Origin of the sequence: Rhodovulum imhoffii, assembly GCF_003046545.1 — a bacterium.
Classification (GTDB): domain Bacteria; phylum Pseudomonadota; class Alphaproteobacteria; order Rhodobacterales; family Rhodobacteraceae; genus Rhodovulum; species Rhodovulum imhoffii.
The window spans coordinates 1-1,715 of sequence record NZ_QAAA01000049.1 but is presented as its reverse complement, the minus strand read 5'-3'; the positions used below and the strand labels follow the sequence as shown (position 1 = coordinate 1,715).

The window sequence follows — 1,715 nt, the reverse complement described above, 5'->3', positions numbered from 1 at the left end:
TGGCTGAACCACTACAACACCGAGCGCCCGCATCTCGGCTACAGAAACCAGGGCAGACGGCCCGTCCAAACCGTCATGTCATTCGTAAGCCAAAAAGGTTAAGTGGACAATTAATTTCACGGGCTTTGATGACAATATCAAAGCCCGCTTTCAGGTTCTTAGGAGCAGTTTTTAATCGCGTCTCTAAGAAGTGATGTGGTATCTTCCCGAGCAATTTCGTCGCTTACATCCATCTTCCAGCACTTTACAGAAAACGACGAAGAAACATCCTCAATACCGCGGGTTTTTAACTCTGGGTATTTTGACATATATGCTCGGCGCTCCCCTGCCAATTTATTTTCTATCCTAGCTGTTTGCGTAAGATTATTTGCGAAAAGTGATCCCAAATAATAGACCTTTCCGGCTTCTATTTTAACAGACTTACTTGCTCTTTTCGTTGCGCTTCCGCGTCGCATCTCAAAGCCCCAAGTTGATAGCGTATAAGTCCCCGGATCGACAGCTTCTGCGTTAAATTCAAAGGCGCGATAGGCACTTTCCACGAAATCTGCTGATCCTGCCCCACCACGACTGTCAGTCTCAGATAAGAGTTTCGTGAAGCGACCGGTATTCTCGTTTTTCAATACGACATAGGCCTGCCCCGACTGAAGCCCCCACCCCTCACCAACAGTCATCAATAACGTTGCCTTTTGAGGATCATTACTCGGGCCACTCGCCGAAGGTACATTCGACATACACCCAGTGAGTAGAGTAGTCGCTACTGCAACTGATATAATCGCTTTACGCATTTGTTCACCCTTAAGAATTTCAATTACGATTAGGATCGTAATGTCCACTATCGATGGTGGAAATTATCAGCACACTCCATCACACGTCAGAGCAGCCAGACCGGACGGATACTTCTATTTCGGCCAAGACTGAATAGCTTCTTTAGGTCCATTTTGCACACTAACTAACCACACGGTTTCAGCGTCATCGTGCCATGAGACGCTTTGGATTCCAAGACAGCTTTGTCCCGCACACCCAACATTCGCGCTAAACTTTCCCGACCTTCGCGCAGATCGTCGCGTGTCGGATATGTTCGCCGCCTGATACGCTCCCGTTTCAGAAGCTGGAAAAAGCTCTCCGCGACGGCGTTGTCATGGCAGTTCCCGCGTCGGCTCATGCTGGGTTCCAGATTGTGCTGACGAAGGAACATCTGCCATTTCCGGCTGGTAAATTGAGCCCCCTGATCTGAATGCACCGTGACTTTGCCGTTTGGCTTTCGCCGCCAGACGGTCATCAGCAGGGCCTGCAGGGCGAGGTCCGTGGTCATGCGGGATTAGGCTGACCATCCGACCACGCGCCGGGAGAACAGGTCGATGACGACACACAGATATAGCCAACCCTCATGGGTCTTGATCTAGGTGATATCGGTCACCCAGACCTCATCTGGCGCGGACGCTTCGAACTGCTGCTCCAGCCTGTTCTCGGCCACGATGGCTGGCTTGCCGCCATATCGGCCGGGGCGCCGCCTGTAACCGACCCGCGCCGCGATCCCGGCCAGCGAAGCCAGCCGGGCAACCCGCTTCTCCGAGGCGCGTTCGCCCAGGTCGCGTAGATCGCCGGTGAGCTTGCGGTAGCCATAGACCTTGCCGCTGTCGGTCCAGGCCTGCCGGATCAACCCGGTCTGGCGCGCATCCTCCTGCGCACGGGGACTTAACGGTTCCTTAAGCCAT

1 protein-coding gene and 1 pseudogene are annotated in these 1,715 nt (G+C 53.1%); both read right to left on the bottom strand.

The genetic code is table 11. The features are described from left to right. Positions 1-158: 158 nt before the first annotated feature. The gene (locus C8N32_RS14890) at positions 159-785 is read right to left on the bottom strand and encodes a hypothetical protein (RefSeq protein ID WP_201132304.1); all 627 of its coding nucleotides are present in this window, start codon (positions 783-785) and stop codon (positions 159-161) included. A 266-nt stretch (positions 786-1,051) separates the two neighbouring features. Continuing rightward, positions 1,052-1,715, bottom strand: a pseudogene (locus C8N32_RS15420) (IS3 family transposase); the annotation flags it as partial.